Raw genomic sequence first — 20,542 nt, 5'->3', positions numbered from 1 at the left:
GATCAGCCGGCGATATAGGCCTTGATCTGTTCGGCCTCGAGTTCGATCTCGCGGATGCGCGACTTCACCACGTCGCCGATCGAAACGATGCCGGCGAGCTTCCCGTCCTTTTCGACCGGCACGTGGCGGAAGCGCCCGCCGCTCATCATGCCCATCAGTTCGTCGACGGTCGTTTCTTCCTTGCAGCGCTGCACGTTGGTGGTCATGGCCGACCTGACCGGCTGACCGAGCACGCCGGGGCCTTTGCCCGCGATCGCGCGCACCAGGTCGCGCTCGGTGAAGATGCCGGCGATCCGGCCTTCCGCTCCCGTGACCACGACCGCACCGATCTTGTTCTGGTTCAGGATCGCTGCGACATCCAGCAATGTCTTGTCCGGATCGACGGTCACCACATTGCGCCCCTTCGCATCGAGCATGTTCTTGACGACTATTGCCATGGCTCTCTCCTCGCAACCAAGCTTGGCTCGGGCGCCGCTCCTCCTCCCAAGGCCGCGGTTCCCTCGCGCAGGAATTGTTTCCTGCTCCTTTTGAAGGATAGGGCGAGGTCAAAAACAGATCAAGGTTGTGTAAGCGGCATGCGGCTCGGCGGAACGGGATCGAAGAAGCCGAAGAGCAGGAAGCCGAACAGGAAGCCGCCGATATGGGCATCCCAGGCGATCGGCCCCATATCCGCCCCGAACAGCGTCACGCCGAAGGCGATCAAAAGATTGCCGATGAACCACATCGCCGTGAAGATGACCACGGTGCGGTTCCTGAAGGAGCCGAGGATGGATTGGCGCGGATAGAGATGGCCGTGCGTCCGGTCGTAGCCTCGGCGTGCCGGAAAGGCGAAGCGGCAGGCGGCGCCCATCAGCGCGGAAACGACGCCCGACGCGCCGATCAGCAGCGTTTCGTTGCCCCAGTTGATCAGGGCATGGAAAAAGGCGGATGCGACGGCGGACAGGATCCAGAACAGCACGTAGCGAAAGGTCCCGATGCGCCGGACGACCGGCGCTCCGAAAGCCATCAGCCAGAGCGCATTGAAGAGGAGATGTTCGATGCTGCCGTGCAGGAGCGAATAGGTGACCGGCGTCCAGAGCCAGGCAAAGCCCTGCTCTTCCAGCGGATAGGCATATCGCAGCGGCGCGAAGGCGAGATTCACGACGAAATACGCCCGCGCATCCTCGTCGAGCAGGTATTCCTGGATGACATAGATGCCGGCAAGCAGCGCCAGCGTCACCACCAGGCTCTGCGGCAGGTTGAACACCGGCTGGGAAGACCTGCCGTTCTCCTCCGTTTCCTCCCGTTCATCCGCCTTGTCCGGCTCGCGGTCCATGCCCGTTCCTTTACGTTTCCCATCCCTCGTCCGGAATGTTCCGACAGCCATATAGGAGTGGCCCGCCGAAGGAAAGCATCGCACGGTGGTGTGTAACAGGCCCCTTACGGTTGAGGATTTCTTAACTCTAAGCCGCCGTCCGTGGCATGGATTTCGCTGAGAACCGGGAAACGGTCGTGCATGAGGCGCGGCCTGCATCAAAATGTGACAGGTGATGACGTAATGCGGAATGAGGCAAGCCGGAGAATTTTCGACTATTGGACCGATCTGAGGGGGAATCGTGCGGCGCCGCTGCGCACCGAAATCGATCCTGCGGCGCTGCGCCATCTTCTTCCGCATCTCTTCATCGCGACGATCGATACGGACGGCCGTCCTGTTTTTCGGCTGGCCGGCACCCGCATCTGCGATCTCTTCGGCCGGGAATTCCGCGGCGCGGCCTTCGCCGAGGCGTGGCTCGAAGACGACCGCCGACCCCCTATCGGGATCGTCCATGACGTGATCCGCCACGAGCAGCCGGCGCTGCTCGATGTCGGCATATCGGACGGCGACGTCCGGCACGATTACGAGATGCTGCTGCTGCCGGTCCGCTCTGCCGAAGAGGCCGGAAGCGACCGTGTTCTCGGTGCTCTTTTGCCGCACGATGCGTCATATCCGGCGACCCGGATCCCCGCCGCCGGCCTGTCCCTGGAGAACTGGTCCTTCCTCGAAGGGCATGGCGCACCTTTCGGAGCGTCTCTCACGGGTGACCGCCACGGCGTTGCCGAGATGCTGCGGCGTCTCCTGCCGGCCCGTTTCTTCCCCGAGAGCAAGGCATCCTGAAAGGCCTCGAGAAACCGCTTCCGTGCCGCGGCGAAAAATCTTTGTTAACTGCGATGGGTTATCTCTTCGGCTGGATTTCCAAAGAGAAAAAGCCCCTCTCAAATGTATTCGTTTCAGCCGGCCCAGCCTCAGTCGACGCAGACCATTCCCGCCCCGCGCACATTCCAGAGGGTATCGGTCAATATCGCCGGCCGGCTCATGCTGGCGAGCCATGAGGAATTTCCCTGCACGGTGCTGGACATGTCCCCGGGCGACGTCACGTTCGCCTGTGTCGGCCGCCCTGCCGTCGGCGAGCGGGTGATCGCCTATCTCGATCATATCGGGCGGCTGGAAGGCGCCGCGACCGGCCTGTCGAACAACGGCTTTGCGATGGCGATCGCCGCGACGGAGCGCAAGCGTGAAAAGCTTGCGGCCCAGCTCACCTGGATCGCCAACAAGCATGAACTCGGCCTGCCCGAGGATCGCCGCCACGATCGCCTGACGCCGCGCAACACCCGCTGCGAGATCGCGCTCGACGACGGCCGGCGTTATGCCTGCCGCATCATGGACCTTTCGCTTTCCGGTGCGGCGATCGATATCGACATCCGTCCGGCGATCGGCACCTCCGTCCGTCTGGGCAATATGCGCGGCCGCGTCGTGCGGCACTTCATGGAAGGCGTCGCGATCGAGTTCAACTCGGTTCAGTCGCGCGAAGCGCTGACGGAATTCCTTTAAGGACTACCCTGTCCCGGCATCGTCGCCTGCCCGGCAAGGCCTGTTCCTTGCCGCCGTTTCAGTATCGGACAGGCCCCGGATGCCCCTCGCCTGTACCAAAACGGACTTTTTTCAAAAAAATTTGTGCTCTTTCGGCACTTTTTTCCGATGCCGAAATCGCCCCGAACCGCCGTTTTACCCCCTGTCCGCAGACAGGCTGAGGCGCTCCTTTTCGAGATAATCCATGCTCGGCACCGCCAAGAGGAGGTATCCGCCGAACTCCGAACCGGTTTTGGGCGCTCCTTGAAAAGCGTTTATTTCCAGTGGGATAAATGAAATTTCGGATCGCGGGCTAGGGCAAATAGCTTGCATTTTATGAAAATTAAGCTCGAATTCTGTTCGAGTTTGACGAAAATTCAAAGCGTATTCTAGCTGCTTTTTAGGCAAATTGAATTCAAATAAGATATTGATTTTACTGCGAGATTTTGCGGTCGCTCAAGCCCTTCATGGCACAGTTCTTCCCATAACGGGGAGACAAGAAAATGAACTGCCTCAAGGGACTGGGCCTCGCTGCCGTCACCGCCGTCATGGCGATCTTTTCTGCCGGACAGGCCTTCGCCATGCCGCCCGGCGCCATGCGCGTCATCGGCCAGGCCAACCCGCCGCTCGGCCATTACGAGTTCTGCCAGACCTATGTGAGCGAATGCGCCGCGACCTATAAGGATGCGGGCCCAATGACGCTGACGGAGGACAAGTGGCGGACGCTGCTGGACGTCAACTACACCGTCAATTCCTCGATCACCCCCATGACCGATCAGGAGATTTACGGTGTCGAGGAGCGCTGGGCCTATCCCCGCACCGTCGGCGATTGCGAGGACTTCGTCCTTCTGAAGCGCAAGATGCTGATGAAGAAGGGCTTTCATCCGTCCGACCTGCTCATCACCGTCGTGCTGCAGCCGAATGGCGAGGGCCATGCGGTCCTGACCGTGCGCAGCGACCGCGGCGACTTCGTGCTCGACAATATGCGCAACAAGGTCATGCTGTGGTCGGACACGGAGTATACCTATCTGAAGCGTCAGGCGAGCGACAATCCGGCCCGCTGGGTAAAGCTTCAGGACGGCCGCGCGACCGCAGTCGGCTCCGTCGGTCAGTAACCCCCAAAGGAGCGGGAACCGGCGACCGGTCTCCGCTCCTAAGATGCCGGGCTGCACATCTGCAGACGGTTGCCGAAGGGGTCGTGGAAACTTGCGAACACGACGTAACCGTCGAATACGACCGGTTCCCCGCATGCCACGCCCCTGCATCGGAGTTCGTCCACCGCCGCATGGCAGTCCTTGACGTTGAGGACCACCGTCGTTCCCGTCGAAGGTTCCCAATCCGGCCCTGCCAGCGTCACCGCCAGATTGGCATCGCCTCCCGTCGAGAATTCGATCCACCCGGCGTCGGGCAGATCGTAAAGCGGTTCGCCGAGGCCGAGCGTGTCCCGGTAGAAGAGCCGCGCCCGCTCGAGATCGGTGACGGAAATCGACACCACGTTGATTCCATGGAAAAGCTGCACCTCTTCCTCCCTGCGCAACCCGCCGTCGGGCCGGCGCCGTTTACGAAGCGTTAACGATAACCCGCCAGATTGCCGCTTATCGCTCGCCCGCGTTCCGTATCCCGTTCCTGTTCCATTTCGGGCACGGCGAAGCTTTCCGAGCGTAAGAACATGGAGCGCGCGTCATGGCAGGTCCAGCCCCCGCCCCGCCGGTAGCCGAAGAGGCCCCGCTGATCTCCAGCCGGTTCCTCTACCGGATGACGGCGGTCATCGCTGTTCTCGTCGTCCTGACCGTCGCGATCGGCGTCGGCGGCCAATGGTTTGGGCAGCGCATCGCGCTCGCGGGACATACGGACAGTACCGAGGAATTGCTGATCCAGATCGGCCAGGACGAGCTCAGCCTCCCGGCCAACACGATCCGCTTCCGCGACCAGCGCCAAAGCGGCGTCGCCGAACGCGTCGACCTTTACCTCACCTGGCCGGAACTCAAGGGCTACAGTGCCGAAATGCGTCCGCGGTTCGACGATATCGCGCAATCCTCCGCGTTGATTTTCCTGCAGTTATCGCAAAGCACGATGTCGCGGGACATGTCCGGCCGTCTGGAACCCATCTATTCCAAGCTCTTCGAGGGCGGGCCGCAGCCGGTGAATTTCGGGCTGACGCTGCACCGGCTGCGGCCCGATTCCGGCTACGGTAACGAGATCGTGTTGACGGCATCGAGGCCGGATGCCCCGGACTATGTCGTGCGCTGCCTTCTCCCCGGCCCCGGCGGGAAACCGACCAGCGGAGATTGCCAGCGCGACATCCATATCGGTCAGGACCTGACGGTACTCTACCGCTTTTCCAGCGCGCTTCTGAAGGACTGGCAACATATTGATGCCGCAGTTCGGCTTTTTGTCGAAACCCGGCTGGCGAAATAGCCACCACGGACGGGTCGGGTTGATGTCTAGGCTGATGCTTAAAATGCAGCATATCCAAGCAAGCTGCTGTTCATCATAAACCTCTTGGTAACGCTATTCCCCTAGATTTGGGACTGCGGCCGTGACGGGGGCGCGTCCGGGCGTGGTAAATGTGATGCAAGCGATGAGTGCGGCAGTGTCGAAAACGATGTTACTCGCCTCCTTTTCCAAGGATGGCACAACGGTTCCGGGACGTTTTCTCGGTTATCTCTTCACCCTGGTTCTGGCGGTTTCCATCTTCTCGGCGCCTGCGGAGGCTGCCCCGAAATATGCCGGGATCGTGGTCGACGCCAGTACCGGCAAGGTCCTCTATGCCGAAGACGCGGACGGCCTGCGTTATCCCGCATCGCTCACCAAGATGATGACGCTTTACCTCACTTTCGAGGCGCTTGAAGCGGGTCGTATCGGTCTCGATACGAAAGTGCCGGTGTCCGGCAATGCCGCTGCCGAACCGCCCTCGAAATTGGGCGTCCGCGCCGGCGGTTCCGTGACGGTCGACCAGGCGATCCGCGCGCTCGTCACCCGATCCGCCAACGATATCGCCACCGCGCTGGGCGAATTCCTCGGCGGTTCCGAGGACCGTTTCGCCCAGATCATGACCCGCAAGGCCCGGGCGCTCGGCATGACGCGGACCACCTACCGCAATGCCCACGGCCTGCCGAATACCGCCCAGATGACGACGGCCCGCGACCAGGCCCGGCTTGGCATGGCGCTTCGTCAGCACTTTCCGCAATATTATGGTTATTTCGGCATCCGCAGCTTCAACTTCGGCAAGCAGGTGATCGGCAATCACAATCGCCTGGTCGGCAACGTGAAGGGCGTCGACGGCATCAAGACGGGCTATACCCGTGCCGCCGGCAGCAATCTCGCGACCTCCGCCCAGCTCGATGGACGTTCGATCGTCGCCATCGTGCTTGGCGGACGCTCCAGCGCCGCTCGCGACGCCACGATGCGAAAGCTCGTCGCCGAATATCTGCCGAAGGCTTCGCGCGGCGGCAGCGGCAACCTGATCGCCCAGGCTCCGGCTGCTGCAGCGCCCGTTCCCGCAGCGCCGGTCAGGTCCGCTTCGGCTGTCGCGGCTGCACAGTCCGATGCGCGCCAGATGGCCGCTCTCGACCTGCCGAACAGCGGCCCGATGCCCGGCGCACGCTATGGCGAACAGCCGGCCGCTGCGGCCGCTGCACCTGCTCCGGCAGTCGCCTCCGCCTATGCCGCCGAGCCGGCTCAGAAGAAGGTCATTACCCAGGCGATGAATACGGCGATGGCCGGTGTCGCAGCCGTGCCGACCCCCGCGCCCGAGTATATCCCGGAGCGCACGGAAAACGTCGTCGCCCGCCGTACCGGCAGATCGACCGTCGATGACGTCACCACGGCCTCGACCAGGGCGGCGGCTTCGGTGACGCCGAGCGGCTGGGTGATCCAGATCGGCGTCTCGCCCAATCCGAAAATGGCTCAGGATCTCCTGCAGAATGCGCAGGATAAGGGCGGCAAGGTACTGCGTTCCGCCAAACCCTTCACCGTCGCCTTCAACAACAATGGCGAACAGATTTACCGCGCCCGCTTCGGCGGCTTCGACGACCAGAAGACGGCCGTGGATGCCTGCAACGCCCTCAAGAAGAAGGGCATCAGCTGCTGGGCCTCGCTCCAGTGAGCGGCGGAGAGCGCTCGATACGAAAATATCTGCGCCGGTTCGCCGGCGCGGTGGAATCTCGAAAGTAACGCGTAGACGGGGTTTCCGATGGCAGTGAATGAAAACAGTGTGGACTTCGCCTTGACGGCCATGCCGAAAAGCAGGGCCAAGGGTGTTGCTCTCAATCCGCTTCATGAAGCGGCCATGCGGCTCGCCGGTCTGGGGCTCAGCCGCTCCAAGGAAAAGACGCGCGATCTGGTCGCCATGCTGCTCAGCCACGGCGCCCGCGCCTGGCGCCATTCCCAGCCGGAAGCGCATATCCACCTGCATATCGGCATCCGTTCCGGCCGCGCGCCGGTCCGCCTCAAGCTTCGCTGATCGGGATTGTTTCAAACTCGCTTTGAAATGCCCTACAGCAACCCGAGCTCGGCGAGTTCGCGCCGAAGCTCTTCCGGCAGCGCCGCAACGCCTTCTCCGAGTTTGCCGAGGTCGCGCGGCGCCTCCTCGTCCTTCAGGTAGCGCCATCCCTGAAACGGCCGCTTCGGCTGCGGCGCGGTCTCGATGACTTCCGGCCCGAGGACCAGATGGCAGCGCTGAATTCCGTCGCCGCCCGTGAACGTCTCGATATTCAGAAGCTTCTGGCGCGCCATGACCTGGCCCTTGATCACCCAGTAGAGCGAACCGTTTTCCAGAAGTTCGTCGACGCGCTTCGGCACCATGCGGGTGGTATGCGTGCTGTGCGGTTCGAGGCCGGCGGCAATCGCGTTGAGCGACCGTTCGGCCACCCAGTCCCGGAGGTCCTGGATCGAGTCCGCGCCGACGCAGAGTTTGATCAGATGTAGAGCCATCTTCTGGTTCAAGACCCAACCGGGCCGCGCGTCAAGTCCCTGCTCCCTTGCTCCACAGGGGTCAGCATTCGACGACGTTGACGGCGAGGCCTCCGGTCGAGGTCTCCTTGTACTTTTCGCTCATGTCGTTGCCGGTCTGGCGCATGGTCTCGATACAGGCGTCGAGCGGCACGAAATGCGTGCCGTCGCCCTTGATGGCAAGAGAGGCGGCAGTCACCGCCTTGACCGCGCCGAGCGCGTTCCGCTCGATGCAGGGCACCTGCACGAGGCCGGCGATCGGATCGCAGGTCATGCCGAGATGGTGTTCGAGCGCGATCTCGGCGGCGTTCTCGATCTGCTCCGGCGAACCGCCCATCACGGCCGCGAGCCCCGCCGCGGCCATGGCGGCGGCCGAACCCACCTCGCCCTGACAGCCGACCTCGGCGCCGGAGATCGAGGCATTGTGCTTGATGATCCCGCCGACCGCCGCCGCCGTCAGCAGGAAGTTGCGGATGTCCTCATCGGTGGCATCCTCGTGGAAATGCAGGTAGTAGCGGATTGCCGCGGGGATGACGCCCGCCGCCCCGTTGGTCGGTGCGGTGACCACGCGCCCGCCGCCGGCGTTCTCCTCGTTGACGGCCATGGCATAGACGGAGAGCCAGTCGTTGGCGAGCAGCGGGTTCAGCCGGTTGCTGCGCCATTCCTCGTTGAGCTTGTCGTGGATCGCTTTCGCCCGGCGCTTCACCTTCAGCCCGCCGGGCATGATGCCGTCGACCTTGAGGCCGCGATCGATACAGCTCCTCATCGCCTCCCAGATGCGGTCGAGACCGGCATCCAGTTCGGCCGCGCTCATCCTGGTCTCCTCGTTCGCGCGCTTCATCTGGGCGATCGTCAGGCCGGAGCCGCGGGACATGTCGAGCATCTGCTTGGCGGTCGAGAACGGATAGGGTACCCGCGCGTCGCTCGACGATTTCTTCGGCATGCGCATGGCTTCGAGCTCGGTGTCCGTCACCACGAAACCGCCGCCGATCGAATAATAGATGCGCTTCAGGAGCAGCCGTCCGTCCCGGTCGAAGGCGGAGAAGCTCATGCCGTTGGCATGGCCCGGCAGCGGCTGCTTCTTGTCGAAGATGAGGTCGGTCTTCGGCTGGAACTCGTAAGGGGGATGGCCGGGCGGCGTCACACGGCCGGTCCGTTCCACCTCGTCGATGATGGCGTCCATCCTGTCGGGATCGACGCTTGCCGGCTCCTCGCCCATCAGCCCCAGGATCACCGCCCTGCCCGTCCCGTGGCCGATCCCGGTGAAGGCGAGCGAACCGTGCAGGCTCACCTTCAGCGCCGCGACATGCGCGCCGGCCGGCCGCGGCCATTCGGCGGAGAGGATCAGCGCCAGGAACCGGTTGGCGGCCGACATCGGCCCCATCGTGTGCGAGCTGGAAGGGCCGATACCGATCTTGAAGACATCGAAGACGGACAGGAACATGGGAATCCGCAAGAACAAACAGGATGATCGCAAGGCTATGCCAGGCGGCCCGCGGGTTCAGGCGGTTGCCCGACATCCGGTTTGACGGCCGCGACATGACCCTAAAATAGAAACGGCGCGGTACGAATACCACGCCGCAAGGAAGAATTTCAGGAATTCGACCGCTAAAATCAGAAGGCGCCGAAGAGATAGGCTAGTGCCATGGCGCCGGCAAATCCCGCCAGCGCCTTGAAGGTGACGCTCCAGCAGGATTTCTGGGCAGTGCTTTCCATGTTGTCTCCGGGTTCTTGTCGCATGAATAAACGTCCGCTTCGGACTGTCGTGGATAACGGTCTATTAAAATTCCGCGTTCCCCGCAATGCAAAAACGGCGGAACCATGGCCCGGGATCGCAAGCCCGCCATATTTGTTAACGGCCGGCCCGCGCCGGGGTTCCTGCCGATCCGGGAGGACTTGCCGCGGCAGCCGAAACAAAGCATGACGAAACGAACGTCGACCCTTGAGTCCCCGGTGAAGCCATGACGATCGCAGACTACATAGCGCTTGCCCTCTTCGCCCTGCTCTGGGCCGGCTACTCCTGGGTGACGGCCGGCTCGGGGGCGCGCTTCTTTCCCCGCGCCAGCCTGAACCGGGCCATGGCGGAGCGCCGCAGGCTGTGGATATACAATTCGCTCCGCCGCGACTTGAAGATGATCGATACTCAGATTCTGGCCGGCTTACAGAACGGCACGGCCTTCTTCGCCTCGACGTCGATCTTCGCGATCGGCGGCTGTTTCGCCCTTCTCGGCGCGACGGAAAAGGTGGAGGCCGTCTTCAGCAACCTGCCGATGGTCGCCTATGGCGGCCGCACCGCCTTCGAGATCAAGGTGGCCGGCCTTACCTTCCTGTTCGGCTACGCCTTCTTCAAGTTCGGCTGGTCCTACCGGCTCTTCAACTACTGCACCATCCTCTTCGGGGCGCTGCCGATGATGCACGACACCAACCTCGATCGCGCCGCCGCCGAACGGGCCGCCGATCAGGTCGTGCGGATGAACAGCATAGCCGCCCAGCACTTCAACGCCGGCCTCAGGGCGCTCTTTCTGTCCGTCGGCTATCTCGGTTGGTTCGCCGGGCCCTATATGTTCATGGCCATGACCCTGTTCGTGATCTTCGTGCTCGTCCGCCGCCAGTATTTTTCCGAGGCAAGGCTGGCGCTCATGGATCGTGACGTTCCGTAATGCAGAAAGACCGCCGGAAAGATTGCCAGAAAGACCGATTGTGACCGTTGCCGAAAATCAAAATCCCGCTTTGCGGACGCCCCGCATCACGCTCATCGATACCCTGCGCGGCGTGGCGCTCGTCGCCATGGCGACCTATCACTTCACCTGGGATCTGGAATTCTTCGGCTACCTCGATCCCGGCACGGCAACGCAAGGCTTCTTCCGCATCTATGCCCGGTCGATTGCCAGTTCCTTCCTGTTTCTCGCCGGCGTCAGCCTCGTGCTGGCGCATGTCCCGCATATCCGCTGGCATTCCTTCTGGAAGCGTTTCGCCATCGTTGCCGGCGCGGCCGCGGCGATCAGCATCGCGACCTTCATCGGCTTCCGCAACGAGTGGATCTATTTCGGCATCCTGCACAATATCGCGGTATCGAGCCTGGTCGGGCTTGCCTTCCTGCGCCTGCCCGCCTTTGTGACCGGGGCAGTCGTTCTACTGATCGCCGCCGCGATGGTCCTCGACTATGTCCTCCCCGGAGTGCTGGATTCGGCGGTTTTCAACACCCGCTGGCTGAGCTGGCTCGGCTTTGCCGAAATCCCGCCGCGTTCCAACGACTACGTGCCGCTCTTTCCGTGGATTGCCGCCCTGCTGGCCGGTATCGCCGTCGCCAGGCTCGCGATCGCGCGCAACTGGCTGCCGCAGCTTGCGGCCTTCCAGACGAAACCGAACCTTCTCTCCAGGGCCGGCCGTCATAGCCTGATCGTCTATCTCGTCCACCAGCCGGTGCTGATCGCGCTCGTCTATCTCTTCTCGCTCGTCTACCCGGCTCCGCCGCCGGACCCGCGGGTGGGCTACACGCTGAGCTGTGAAGCCGGCTGCAACGGACAGACGAACGATCCGGGCCTTTGCCGGCGCTTCTGCGGCTGCACGGCCGACAGGCTGATCGCCCAGTCGCTGATCGTGCCGTTGCAGACCGGCGCGATCGCCCCGCAGGACGACCGTGTGCAGGCGATCGCCGAGGAATGCTCGATCGGCGCGCAACTCTCCGACGGAAATTGACGGTCAGGTCCCGACGCCGATTTCGGCGAGCCGCGTCAGGCAGGCTTCCTCGACATTGTCGAGCTCGGCCAGCGTATCGTCGATATCCTTGCGCTTCTGACGCAGGTCGTCGCGCTTCTCGTCGATTCGCTTCATCAGGAGCTTGAGCTGGCCCATCTCGCCCGGCGGCTCCTTGTAGACCTGGATGATCTCGCGGATCTCGGCGATCGTGAAGCCGATCCTGCGGCCGCGCAGGATTTCCTGGATGAGCCTCCTGTCGGCTGCCCGGAAAAGCCGCGTGCGGCCCCGGCGCTCCGGATGGATGAGCCCTTCGTCCTCGTAGAAGCGAAGCGTGCGGGTGGAAACCCCGAATTCTCGCGTCAGCTCGGTGATGCTATAATATTTGTTCACGACCATGTCCTGCTACCTGAAGCCAAAATAATTGACTTTTACGTAACAGTCAATTTTTGGCCGTTTGGCATCCGTTCAGTTCAGGAGCCAGAGCGTCGCGAGCCCCAGAAACGAGAAGAAACCGGTCGTATCGGTGATCGCCGTGACGAAGACGGCGGAGGACACGGCCGGATCGGCGCCGGCCCGGTCGAGCAGCAGCGGGATCATGATGCCCGCCATCGCCGCCGCGAACATGTTGATCAGCATGGCGGTGGCGATCAGCCCGCCGATATGGATGTCGTGGAACCACAGGCCTGCCACCGTCCCGACGAGGCAGCCGATCACCACGCCGTTGATAAGGCCGACGCCGGCCTCGCGGCGCGCGACGCGCCAGGCGTTATGGATGTCGAGATTGCGGGTGGCGAGTGCGCGCACGGTCACGGTCATCGTCTGCGAGCCGGCGTTGCCGCCCATGCCGGCGACGATCGGCATGAGGATCGCCAGCGCCACCACCTCTTCGATCGTCGCCTCGAAAAGCGAGATCACCGAGGCGGAGATGAAGGCGGTGAAGAGATTGATCAGCAGCCAGGGCACGCGCGAACGCGAGGTTTCGGTCACGGAATCGGACAATTCTTCATCGCCGACGCCGGAGAGCCGCATGATGTCCTCTTCCGCCTCCTCCTGGATGACGTCGACCACATCGTCGATCGTCAGCACGCCGACGAGCCGGCCGTTCTCGTCCACGACGGCGGCGGACAGGAGGTCGTATTGCTCGAAAAGCTGGGCGGCCTCCTCCTGGTCCATGTCGGCGGGGATCGGATAGTTCGTCTCCCGCATGATCGTCTCTATCTTCACCTGACGCTTGGTGCGCAGGATCCTGTCGAGGTCCACGACGCCGAGCAGCTTGAAGGTCGGGTCGATGACGAAGATCTGCGTGAAACTCTCCGGCAGGTCCTCTTCGTCGCGCATGTAGTCGATCGTCTGGCCGACGGTCCAGAACGGCGGCACTGCGACGAATTCCGTCTGCATGCGGCGGCCGGCCGACTGCTCCGGATAGTCGAGCGCGCGGCGCAGCCGCACCCGCTCGGTGAACGGCAGCTGCGCGAGGATTTCTTCCCGGTCCTCCTGGTCGAGGTCTTCGAGAATGTAGACGGCGTCGTCCGAATCGAGATCGCCGATCGCCGCGGCGATCTGCGCGTTCGGCATCTGGTCGACGATTTCCATGCGGATCGCTTCGTCGACTTCGGTAAGCGCCGTCAGGTCGAAGTCGTCGCCGAGCAGCTTGACGAGCGCCAGGCGCTGGTCGGGCAGGATCGCTTCCAGAAGGTCGCCGAGCTCGGATTCGTGCAGCCGGGCGACATGCTGGCGCAGGAAGAGAACATCCCGGTCGGCGATCGCCGCCCCCACCATCGCCAGGAAATCGGCGCGGATCGACCCGTCCTCGGAATAGATGTCGTCGCCGGCTTCGTCGGTCTTGGTGCGCAGGCGGTCGTCTTCGCCGATATCGCTCATCTGCCGCCCTCGCTGCTTGCATCCGACAAAAGGAAGATGGCGGCAAAAAGCATATTGTCAACAACCGGATAGCTCAATCCGGCGCTATTGCCCGTGACGCCGGTTTTCCTGCTAGAACAATTGGCGTTGCGGGTCCAGCCCGCACCCTGAAATGGCCTGGAAAATCCCGGGAAAATCCCTGGAAAATCCAAGTGCAAAAGACCGGAGGAAGTTCGAAAATGACCGTCCGCACCATCCTGAAATATCCCGATCCGGGTCTCTCCGAACCTTGCGGACCGGTCGAGGCTTTCGACGCCGCCCTCGGCACCCTCGCCCACGATCTCCTCGATACGATGCGGGCGGCGCCGGGCGTCGGGATCACCGCCGCCCATATCGGCGTCTTCACGCGCCTCGTGGTGCTGGAGCTCTCGAAGGAGACTGGGCCGCGCTTCTACGCGAACCCCGAAATCCTCTCGTTCTCGGCAGAGACCATGCGGCATATGGAGGGCAGCGTCTCCATGCCGGGAGCAACCGAGGAGGTCGAGCGGCCGCGAAAGATCCGCTTCCGCTACCAGGATCTCGGAGGCGCCTTTCACGAGGAGGACGCGGAAGGTTTTTATGCCGTCTGCATGCAGCACGAGATCGACCAGCTCGACGGCGTCTTCTGGCTGAAGCGGCTTTCCCGGCTCAGGCGCGACCGCCTGATCCGCAAATGGGAGAAGGGAAAATAGGTCCTCGGCGCTGAACCAAAATCGGTTTCAACCGTTCATCGCTCGTCGCAAGGAGGAGCTACGACCATGAATGCAACCGCAGACAAGACCGCAGCCGAACTGGAGCGAAAAGTATCCGAACGCCTGGCAGGACTGCCGGACGTGGATGCCTCCCATATCGAACCGCATGCCGAGGGAACCAAGGTCATTCTCGAAGGTTCTGTCGATACCGTGTTCTCCGCCCGCAAGGCGGTCTTGAGCGCGGAAACCGTGGATGGCGTCCATGACGTCGAAAGCCATCTGACCCTCACGGGAAGCAAGGATCGCCCATCCGCGGGCCATTGAAGAAAACATTGCCCGGCGCATCGCAGGTGCGCCGGGAGCCGGCTGAAATGAGGAGACGACCATGCCCGCCAAGCGAAAGGTTGACGACATTTCCCGCGAGGAGGATTTCCGCGACTACGACGACCGCAATATCGACGAAGGCTGGCCCTATGACGATGCCTCGGGCGCCGGTGCGCGGCCGGTCGACAACGCGGCCTATGGCGAACCCGCCGCCAATTTCGACAGCGAGCGCAACCGCGGCTATCACGTCGACGAAGCGGATTTCGACGGATTGGAAGAGCGCGTGGTCGACAGTGCCTTTCCCGGCACGGACGGGCTTGAGGAATCCGACGACCTGGAGGAGCGCATCACCGATTCGATCGAGAACCTGCACGTCGTCCCCATGGATGCGATCGACGTGCATGTCGACGGCGACAAGGCGACGATCGAGGGGGTCGTGGACGATGCCGCCGCCTCCCGCAAGATCGTTCGGCAGGTTCAGGACGTCCCGGGCGTGCGTGTGGTGATCAACAATCTCCGGCTTGCCGGCGTCGACAGCCGCATTCCCGACGACGACTAGCCGATTTCGACGGAGAATTCGGGCGAGCCCTTCAGCGTATTGCTGACGGTGCAGATGTCTTCCGCCATATGGGCGATCTCCGTCTTTTCCAGGGGACTGAGATCGCCTTCGACCGTCAGCTTCACGATGAAGCGTGTGATCCGGGATGGCCCGCCCTCAGCCTTCTCGCCCGTGACATGCGCCCTCACCTCTGCAAGCCTGTCGAGAATGCCGAGCTTGCTCGCGGCGATCCGGCCGCTGAGCACGAGGCAGGCCGCGAGCGAGGAAAACATCAGATCGAGCGGATTGAAGCCCTGCTCCGAGGCGCCCGTCACCACGTCCACCTGGCCGTTCGTCTCGCTTGTCACCTGCGGGTGACCGAGGCGGCCGACCACCGCCGTCGCACCGATCGGACGCGTCTTCACTTTCAGTTCCACCATGGAATCGCCTCCTACCCTTCCGAAACGGTCGGCCCGAATATTTCTTCGAAAGCCTCGCGCAGCCTGATATCCACATCCGCCATCATCACCGGCAGGCCGAGATCGACGAGGCTCGTCACGCCATAGGCGCTGATGCCGCAGGGCACGATGCCGGAAAAATGCGAAAGGTCGGGATCGACATTGAGCGACAGGCCGTGGAAGCTCACCCAGCGCCGCAGCCTTATGCCGAGCGCGGCCACCTTGTCCTCGGCCATGGAACCGTCCGGCAGAAGCGGCTTTTCCGGCCGGCGCACCCAGACGCCGACGCGGTCCTCGCGCCGTTCGCCGCGCACGTTCATCATGTCGAGCGTGCGGATGACGAGTTCTTCCAGCGCCGCCACATAGGCGCGCACGTCCTGCCGCCGGCGCTTGAGGTCCAGCATCACATAGGCGACCCGCTGGCCCGGGCCGTGATAGGTATATTCGCCGCCGCGACCTGTGGAAAACACCGGGAATCGGTCGGGCTCGATAAGATCGGCAGCGTCGGCGCTCGTGCCGGCGGTGTAGAGCGGCGGGTGTTCGAGCAGCCAGACCAGTTCGTCCGCGTCGCCGTCGGCGATCGCCGCGACTTCGCGTTCCATTTCGGCGACCGCCTGCTCGTAAGGCACGAGCCCGTCGGAAATCCGCCAGCGCACCGGCGCAGAACCGGGCTTCGGCAGCATGGCAAGGGTAAGATCGGTGCGTGTCAGCATGGGAATTCTTCTGGCAAAAACGATGGAAGGCGGCAAGAGGCGGGCTTTCCGGCCGCTTCCATATAGGTATTTCGCTTTCGGATTTTTATCCTTCAAAAATCTGTCACGGCACACTTGTGCCCGGGAAATCGTTTTGCTACATGCTGCCCCGCCGGCGCAAATCGGCACCTACCACGATGCGGTCGTGGCGGAATTGGTAGACGCGCAGCGTTGAGGTCGCTGTGGGGCAACCCGTGGAAGTTCGAGTCTTCTCGACCGCACCAAAAGAAACCCGCTTCGGCGGGTTTTTTGTTGTCCGGACCTCGATGATGCCGCTGCCCGGATATCCCGCTTGAAGAACGACGATGCCTGTGGTTGAAAACGCCGTTCCTCGAAAGCGCGCCGGCATGCCCCCTTCCACACCTGAAAACCCGCTCAAGGGCATGGCCATCATGGCCACCTGCATGGTCGTGCTGCCGCTGATGGACGCGATCGCCAAATACATGGCGACCTTCGAAGCCATGTCGCCCGGACAGGTGACTTTCTACCGCTTCTTCTTCCAGCTCGTCTGCATCCTGCCCCTGGTGTTCTTCACGGGGACTGCCGTCTTCAGGGCGAAGCGCCCGTGGATGAACCTCTTCCGCGGCATGCTGCATGCGGCGGCGAGCCTGATGTTCTTCGTCGCGGTCAAATACATGCCGCTCGCCGACGTCTTTGCGATCTATTTCGTCGAACCCTTCATGCTGACCATGATGTCGGCGGTCTTTCTCGGCGATAAGGTCGGCTGGCGGCGGTGGCTGGCGATCGTCGTCGGTTTCGGCGGCGCCATGATCGTCATCCAGCCGAGTTACGCGATCTTCGGCTGGACTGCGCTGCTGCCGGTCGCCTGCGCCTTCCTTTACACCCTCTACCTCTTTCTGAACCGGGCGATCGGCGAAGCCGATTCGCCGCTGGTCATGCAGACCATGGCGGGCGTCGGCGGCACGCTTTTCATGGCGGTGGCGCTCGGCATCGGAAACGGCATGGGCGCCACGGACTTCACGCCCTCGCTTCCGGCCTCCTTTCTCGGGCTCTTCCTGCTGATCCTGCTCGGCTCGATCTCCGGCTACATGCACCTGCTTGTCGTCCGCGCCTTCCGCCTGGCGCCGCTCTCGCTGCTGGCACCCTTCCAGTATTTCGAGATCATCTCGGCCACGGTATTGGGATATGCCCTTTTCGGCGATTTCCCCACGGCTTCGAAATGGCTCGGGATCGTCATCATCGTCGCCTCCGGCCTTTTCATCATCTGGCGCGAACGTCTCAAATCGAGGCAGGCCGAAGCGGTTTAACGGTTTCCTTGGCCGCGGGTTAACGCCGCTTCTTTTCCGACCCTCAACTTCTCTCCGGTAAGACCCACATCAGAGTTTCATGATGAAACGGAGATGGAAGATGAGCGGATTCCGCTTTTCTTTTCCGGCATGTGTCGTCGCCGGGAAGGGTCGGATCGTGGCCGACGATATTTTCATGCTGCGCAGATATGCGTTCCCGGACGGCATCCGCTCCTGCGAAGACGTGCTGACCCTGTTTGCGATCCACGAATCCTCTCCCGAGCGCAGCTCCGAATGGACGGCCTATTTCGTCGAGAGCCTGACGGCCTATCTCGTCCACGGCACCGAACCTGCGGGCATTATCGACGAGGCGAAAGCCGGCTGGCTGATGCGCACGATCGCGGCCGACGGCGCCGTCCGCTCGGCTCCCGAGCTCGAATTTTTGCTGCATGCCATGGAAGTCGCATCGGAGGTGCCGGAAAGCCTCTCTGCCTTCGCGCTCGATCAGATCCGCCTGGCTCTCGACCCGGACGCACGCGGGGCCTATCACGCGAGCCGGCCGGCGGCCGAAGGCATCACCGCTCACGATCTTGCCTATGTCTGGCGCGTACTGCGCGGCGCATTGGAACGAGGCCGGCTGATGCTCTCGCCGCTCGAGGCACGAGTGCTGCGCGAGATCGATGAGCTCGCCGCTCCCTCCGCCCACCATCCGGCCTGGCGGGAGATGATGGAGGCGATCGTCACTCCCGACCAGCCACGGGAAGCGTTGCGCTCGGAGCGCTGGTTCATTTCCGAGGGGCGGCTTTCTGTGGATGAAGGTCTTGCCGCCTGAGGTCGAAGATGGGCGGAAGGCGGGGCGGAACGGCTTCCGCCGGCATCGGTTGCGCCTATGCCGTTGACATCGCGGCGGAAACCGGCTCAAAGGCCGCATGAAGACCGATAACCCCCTCCTTCCCCTGGGCTATTCCGCCGTTCCGCCCGGCAAGCTCGCCACCGTCGTGACCTGCCTGGAGATGTTTGCGCCGCCGCCCGCGAAACCCGCGCCTGCAGCGGATCCGTCCCTGGCGCTGGAACACTGGCAGTCGCCCGATATCGAAAGCTATCGCGCACTGTTCCGCGCCGTGGGCGAGAACTGGATGTGGGTGTCGCGCCTTGCCATGGCGGACGAGAACCTCGCGGCAATCCTCAACGATCCCAAGGTCGAGATCCATGCCCTGACGGATCGCGGGCGTCCCGTCGGCCTGCTGGAACTCGACTTCCGGCAGGATGGCGAATGCGAACTCGTGTATTTCGGCCTGGTTTCCGATGCGATCGGCAAGGGCGCCGGCCGGTTCCTGATGAACAAGGCGATAGAGAAAGCCTGGGCCGGACCGATCCGCCGCTTCTGGGTGCATACCTGCCATCTCGATTCCCCTCAGGCGTTGCAGTTCTATCAGCGTTCCGGCTTCAAGCCTTACGCTACGATGGTGGAAATTCTCGACGATCCGCGCCTCACCGGCCTGCTGCCGAAGAGCGCCTCGACGCACATACCCCTCATCGAGCCGTAAGCCTCTCGTGTTTTTTTGCGACTTGCGGCGTCCGGTTCCGGCTTGAGCCGCAGCCCTTGCCTGTGCGAAGGTCGCGCCGAATCTGGAAGTATCAGGGAGAGAACATCATGGATGTCCGTGCCGCCGTCGCCGTCCAGGCAGGAAAACCGCTTGAAGTGATGACCGTGCAGCTCGAAGGCCCGAAGGCCGGCGAGGTGCTGATCGAAGTGAAGGCGACCGGCATCTGCCACACCGACGATTTCACCCTGTCCGGTGCCGATCCGGAAGGCCTCTTCCCGGCCATCCTCGGCCACGAAGGCGCCGGCATCGTCGTCGATGTCGGCCCCGGCGTCACGTCGGTGAAGAAGGGCGACCACGTCATTCCGCTCTACACGCCGGAATGCCGCGAATGCCCTTCCTGCCTCAGCCGCAAGACCAACCTCTGCACCGCGATCCGCTCCACGCAGGGACAGGGCCTGATGCCGGACGGCACCTCGCGTTTCTCGATCGGCAAGGACAAGATCCACCATTACATGGGCTGCTCGACCTTCGCGAACTACACGGTCCTGCCGGAGATCGCTGTTGCCAAGATCAATCCGGACGCGCCCTTCGACAAGGTCTGCTACATCGGCTGCGGCGTCACGACGGGGATCGGCGCCGTCGTCAATACTGCGAAAGTGGAGATGGGCTCGACCGCCATCGTCTTCGGCCTCGGAGGCATCGGCCTCAACGTCATCCAGGGGCTCCGCCTTGCGGGCGCCGACATGATCATCGGCGTGGATTTGAACAACGACAAGAAGGCCTGGGGCGAACGTTTCGGCATGACCCATTTCGTCAACCCGAAGGAAGTCGAAGGCGACATCGTGCCCTATCTCGTCAACATGACGAAGCGCGGCGCGGACCAGATCGGCGGCGCCGACTACACGTTCGACTGCACCGGCAACACGAAAGTGATGCGCCAGGCGCTGGAATCCTCCCATCGCGGCTGGGGCAAGTCGGTCGTCATCGGGGTCGCCGGCGCCGGCCAGGAAATCTCCACCCGTCCCTTCCAGCTCGTCACCGGCCGCACCTGGATGGGCACCGCCTTCGGCGGCGCCCGCGGCCGCACCGACGTGCCGAAGATCGTCGACTGGTACATGGAGGGCAAGATCGAGATCGACCCGATGATCACCCACACCATGCCGCTCGAAGACATCAACAAGGGTTTTGAACTGATGCACGGCGGCGAAAGCATCCGCTCGGTCGTTATTTACTGACCCGAACCTATGGACTGGCCGAAGAATTGGAAGCTGAAGCTGAGATACGGAAAGCGAAAACAGCTTTCCGTCATTTCACGCTAATTGCCAACGACGAGATTATTGAAGCCAATCCAGATTTTGGTACGACGGCGGGAGCAGCGGCCTTTTTCACGATCCATGCCTGGGCTAAGGATAGCGAGGAGGCCACCGATATGCTCGTTACCATAGGTCCTCAGGTGGGTTTTAGTGCGATGGGACGTATCTATGTTTACGTGACGGATCCTCAACAGCCACCTCGCGAAAACCCCCATGGCTACGGCCTGAGTTTCCATCAGTATCAGCGCGGCTGA

Annotated in this window: 25 protein-coding genes and 1 tRNA gene; 17 read left to right on the top strand and 9 right to left on the bottom strand. The window is 62.7% G+C overall.

Translation table 11 applies throughout. The features are described 5' to 3' along the window. Positions 1 to 2: 2 nt before the first annotated feature. Both QTA58_RS20480 and QTA58_RS20475 read right to left on the bottom strand, forming a co-directional pair. Complete coding sequence (locus QTA58_RS20480) at positions 3 to 437, bottom strand: CBS domain-containing protein (RefSeq protein ID WP_085424468.1); 435 nt, start codon at positions 435 to 437, stop codon at positions 3 to 5. A gap of 119 nt (positions 438 to 556) precedes the next feature. Continuing rightward, complete coding sequence (locus QTA58_RS20475) at positions 557 to 1,315, bottom strand: rhomboid family intramembrane serine protease (protein ID WP_085424469.1); 759 nt, start codon at positions 1,313 to 1,315, stop codon at positions 557 to 559. A gap of 222 nt (positions 1,316 to 1,537) precedes the next feature. On the opposite strand from QTA58_RS20475, the gene QTA58_RS20470 reads away from it, so the two are divergent. The 3 genes from QTA58_RS20470 to QTA58_RS20460 all read left to right on the top strand — a co-directional run bounded on the left by QTA58_RS20470 (position 1,538) and on the right by QTA58_RS20460 (position 3,981). After that, positions 1,538 to 2,134, top strand: coding sequence for a PAS domain-containing protein (locus tag QTA58_RS20470; RefSeq protein ID WP_289670540.1), 597 nt, complete (start codon positions 1,538 to 1,540; stop codon positions 2,132 to 2,134). A 102-nt stretch (positions 2,135 to 2,236) separates the two neighbouring features. Beyond that, the gene (locus QTA58_RS20465) at positions 2,237 to 2,848 is read left to right on the top strand and encodes a PilZ domain-containing protein (RefSeq protein ID WP_289670538.1); all 612 of its coding nucleotides are present in this window, start codon (positions 2,237 to 2,239) and stop codon (positions 2,846 to 2,848) included. 521 nt (positions 2,849 to 3,369) lie between these two features. Further along, positions 3,370 to 3,981 (top strand): transglutaminase-like cysteine peptidase, encoded by a 612-nt coding sequence (locus tag QTA58_RS20460; protein ID WP_085424472.1) that lies wholly within the window; start codon positions 3,370 to 3,372, stop codon positions 3,979 to 3,981. 38 nt (positions 3,982 to 4,019) lie between these two features. On the opposite strand, the gene QTA58_RS20455 is transcribed toward QTA58_RS20460, so the two are convergent. Then, entirely contained in the window at positions 4,020 to 4,385 is a 366-nt protein-coding gene (locus QTA58_RS20455; RefSeq protein ID WP_085424473.1) for a VOC family protein, read from the bottom strand. 164 nt (positions 4,386 to 4,549) lie between these two features. On the opposite strand from QTA58_RS20455, the gene QTA58_RS20450 reads away from it, so the two are divergent. From QTA58_RS20450 to QTA58_RS20440, 3 genes are all read left to right on the top strand, one after another. Then, the gene (locus QTA58_RS20450; RefSeq protein ID WP_289670535.1) at positions 4,550 to 5,284 is read left to right on the top strand and encodes a hypothetical protein; all 735 of its coding nucleotides are present in this window, start codon (positions 4,550 to 4,552) and stop codon (positions 5,282 to 5,284) included. A 154-nt stretch (positions 5,285 to 5,438) separates the two neighbouring features. Then, on the top strand, positions 5,439 to 6,974 hold the full coding sequence (locus QTA58_RS20445) for a D-alanyl-D-alanine carboxypeptidase (protein ID WP_289670534.1): 1,536 nt from the start codon (positions 5,439 to 5,441) through the stop codon (positions 6,972 to 6,974). Between the two features lie 129 nt (positions 6,975 to 7,103). Continuing rightward, a complete protein-coding gene (locus tag QTA58_RS20440; protein ID WP_234811340.1) occupies positions 7,104 to 7,331 on the top strand; it encodes a hypothetical protein in 228 nt (75 codons plus the stop codon). A gap of 32 nt (positions 7,332 to 7,363) precedes the next feature. Here QTA58_RS20440 and QTA58_RS20435 read toward each other — a convergent pair whose 3' ends face one another. Together QTA58_RS20435 and QTA58_RS20430 are read right to left on the bottom strand one after the other, a co-directional pair. Then, the gene (locus tag QTA58_RS20435) at positions 7,364 to 7,801 is read right to left on the bottom strand and encodes a DUF1489 family protein (RefSeq protein ID WP_085425111.1); all 438 of its coding nucleotides are present in this window, start codon (positions 7,799 to 7,801) and stop codon (positions 7,364 to 7,366) included. Positions 7,802 to 7,862: 61 nt separating this feature from the next. After that, on the bottom strand, positions 7,863 to 9,263 hold the full coding sequence (locus tag QTA58_RS20430) for an L-serine ammonia-lyase (protein WP_289670533.1): 1,401 nt from the start codon (positions 9,261 to 9,263) through the stop codon (positions 7,863 to 7,865). A 517-nt stretch (positions 9,264 to 9,780) separates the two neighbouring features. Between QTA58_RS20430 and QTA58_RS20425 the strand changes: the two genes are divergently transcribed. Together QTA58_RS20425 and QTA58_RS20420 are read left to right on the top strand one after the other, a co-directional pair. Continuing rightward, the gene (locus QTA58_RS20425; RefSeq protein ID WP_085424478.1) at positions 9,781 to 10,479 is read left to right on the top strand and encodes a DUF599 family protein; all 699 of its coding nucleotides are present in this window, start codon (positions 9,781 to 9,783) and stop codon (positions 10,477 to 10,479) included. A gap of 40 nt (positions 10,480 to 10,519) precedes the next feature. Continuing rightward, a complete protein-coding gene (locus QTA58_RS20420; RefSeq protein WP_289670530.1) occupies positions 10,520 to 11,518 on the top strand; it encodes a DUF1624 domain-containing protein in 999 nt (332 codons plus the stop codon). A gap of 3 nt (positions 11,519 to 11,521) precedes the next feature. On the opposite strand, the gene QTA58_RS20415 is transcribed toward QTA58_RS20420, so the two are convergent. Together QTA58_RS20415 and mgtE are read right to left on the bottom strand one after the other, a co-directional pair. Beyond that, on the bottom strand, positions 11,522 to 11,914 hold the full coding sequence (locus QTA58_RS20415; RefSeq protein WP_085424480.1) for a MerR family DNA-binding transcriptional regulator: 393 nt from the start codon (positions 11,912 to 11,914) through the stop codon (positions 11,522 to 11,524). Positions 11,915 to 11,983: 69 nt separating this feature from the next. Then, positions 11,984 to 13,399, bottom strand: a complete 1,416-nt coding sequence (gene mgtE, locus QTA58_RS20410; RefSeq protein ID WP_085424481.1) for a magnesium transporter — start codon at positions 13,397 to 13,399, stop codon at positions 11,984 to 11,986. Positions 13,400 to 13,617: 218 nt separating this feature from the next. Between mgtE and QTA58_RS20405 the strand changes: the two genes are divergently transcribed. The 3 genes from QTA58_RS20405 to QTA58_RS20395 all read left to right on the top strand — a co-directional run bounded on the left by QTA58_RS20405 (position 13,618) and on the right by QTA58_RS20395 (position 14,992). Beyond that, positions 13,618 to 14,109, top strand: coding sequence for a peptide deformylase (locus tag QTA58_RS20405; RefSeq protein ID WP_289670528.1), 492 nt, complete (start codon positions 13,618 to 13,620; stop codon positions 14,107 to 14,109). Positions 14,110 to 14,175: 66 nt separating this feature from the next. Further along, entirely contained in the window at positions 14,176 to 14,433 is a 258-nt protein-coding gene (locus QTA58_RS20400; RefSeq protein ID WP_289670527.1) for a BON domain-containing protein, read from the top strand. 61 nt (positions 14,434 to 14,494) lie between these two features. Next, positions 14,495 to 14,992: a BON domain-containing protein gene (locus QTA58_RS20395; protein WP_289670525.1), complete on the top strand. Its 498-nt coding sequence runs from the start codon at positions 14,495 to 14,497 to the stop codon at positions 14,990 to 14,992. Here QTA58_RS20395 and QTA58_RS20390 read toward each other — a convergent pair. Together QTA58_RS20390 and lipB are read right to left on the bottom strand one after the other, a co-directional pair. Then, complete coding sequence (locus QTA58_RS20390; RefSeq protein WP_085424485.1) at positions 14,989 to 15,411, bottom strand: OsmC family protein; 423 nt, start codon at positions 15,409 to 15,411, stop codon at positions 14,989 to 14,991. The genes QTA58_RS20395 and QTA58_RS20390 overlap by 4 nt on opposite strands. 11 nt (positions 15,412 to 15,422) lie before the next feature. Further along, on the bottom strand, positions 15,423 to 16,142 hold the full coding sequence (lipB, locus tag QTA58_RS20385; protein ID WP_289670524.1) for a lipoyl(octanoyl) transferase LipB: 720 nt from the start codon (positions 16,140 to 16,142) through the stop codon (positions 15,423 to 15,425). Between the two features lie 178 nt (positions 16,143 to 16,320). Here lipB and QTA58_RS20380 point away from each other — a divergent pair. The 6 genes from QTA58_RS20380 (at position 16,321) to QTA58_RS20355 (ending at position 20,542) form a co-directional block, all read left to right on the top strand. Beyond that, a tRNA-Leu gene (locus tag QTA58_RS20380) sits at positions 16,321 to 16,405 on the top strand. Positions 16,406 to 16,528: 123 nt separating this feature from the next. After that, positions 16,529 to 17,449, top strand: a complete 921-nt coding sequence (locus QTA58_RS20375) for a DMT family transporter (RefSeq protein WP_289670523.1) — start codon at positions 16,529 to 16,531, stop codon at positions 17,447 to 17,449. A 157-nt stretch (positions 17,450 to 17,606) separates the two neighbouring features. Beyond that, the gene (locus tag QTA58_RS20370; protein ID WP_289670522.1) at positions 17,607 to 18,260 is read left to right on the top strand and encodes a hypothetical protein; all 654 of its coding nucleotides are present in this window, start codon (positions 17,607 to 17,609) and stop codon (positions 18,258 to 18,260) included. A 97-nt stretch (positions 18,261 to 18,357) separates the two neighbouring features. After that, a complete protein-coding gene (locus QTA58_RS20365) occupies positions 18,358 to 18,975 on the top strand; it encodes a GNAT family N-acetyltransferase (RefSeq protein ID WP_289670520.1) in 618 nt (205 codons plus the stop codon). Between the two features lie 107 nt (positions 18,976 to 19,082). Then, a complete protein-coding gene (locus tag QTA58_RS20360; RefSeq protein ID WP_085424489.1) occupies positions 19,083 to 20,210 on the top strand; it encodes an S-(hydroxymethyl)glutathione dehydrogenase/class III alcohol dehydrogenase in 1,128 nt (375 codons plus the stop codon). Between the two features lie 26 nt (positions 20,211 to 20,236). Then, positions 20,237 to 20,542 (top strand): hypothetical protein, encoded by a 306-nt coding sequence (locus tag QTA58_RS20355; RefSeq protein ID WP_289670517.1) that lies wholly within the window; start codon positions 20,237 to 20,239, stop codon positions 20,540 to 20,542.

The organism is Neorhizobium sp. CSC1952, from assembly GCF_030378245.1.
In the GTDB taxonomy this organism is placed as follows: domain Bacteria; phylum Pseudomonadota; class Alphaproteobacteria; order Rhizobiales; family Rhizobiaceae; genus Neorhizobium; species Neorhizobium oryzae_A.
Note: the sequence above shows the minus strand (reverse complement) of the source record. Positions and strands in the feature narration are given on the sequence as shown.